The organism is Nocardia seriolae NBRC 15557 (genome assembly GCF_007990715.1).
GTDB classification, from domain to species: domain Bacteria; phylum Actinomycetota; class Actinomycetes; order Mycobacteriales; family Mycobacteriaceae; genus Nocardia; species Nocardia seriolae.
The window spans coordinates 1-510 of record NZ_BJWY01000285.1 but is presented as its reverse complement, the minus strand read 5'-3'; the positions used below and the strand labels follow the sequence as shown (position 1 = coordinate 510).

At 67.8% G+C, this 510-nt stretch carries 1 protein-coding gene; it reads left to right on the top strand.

Going from position 1 to position 510, the window contains the following annotated elements; translation table 11 throughout:
- Window positions 1–12: 12 nt before the first annotated feature.
- A partial coding sequence (locus NS2_RS35735; protein ID WP_186817633.1) for a DUF222 domain-containing protein occupies window positions 13–510 on the top strand: 498 nt, incomplete at its 3' end.

Below are 510 nucleotides of genomic sequence, written 5' to 3'. Positions count from 1 at the left end.
GTCGTCGAGTTGATGAAGACTCTCGAAACGTGCAAGCGCCGGCTCTCGGCGCTGGATTCGAGGCTGATCGTGGAAGCCCGTGATCGGTCCCTGCCCGAGAACAGCGGCGCAGGCAAGCTGGTCCCGTTCCTGCGTCACACCTTGAACCTGTCGGCGCATGACGCGGCGGTGCGGGTGAAGATCGCCGCCGAGTGCGGGGAGTTGTTCGAGCTGACCGGGCACCTGCGGCCCGCCGCGCTCGCGCTGACCGCGGAAGCGTTCGAGGCGGGTGCGATTTCGCGGGATCATGTGCGCAACATCGTGACCGTCATGACTCACCTGCCCGCTGGTCTGCCGGTCGAGGCACGGGTGGAGACCGAAGCGATCCTGGTCGACTACTGCCGCGAGGGCTTGTGGCCCGACGATTTGCCGCGGATCGGGCGGGAGATCTTCGCGCGCATCGACCCCGAGGGCACCGTGTTCAACGACGCGGACCGTCAGCGCAAGCGCGGCCTGATCCTCGGCCGCCCC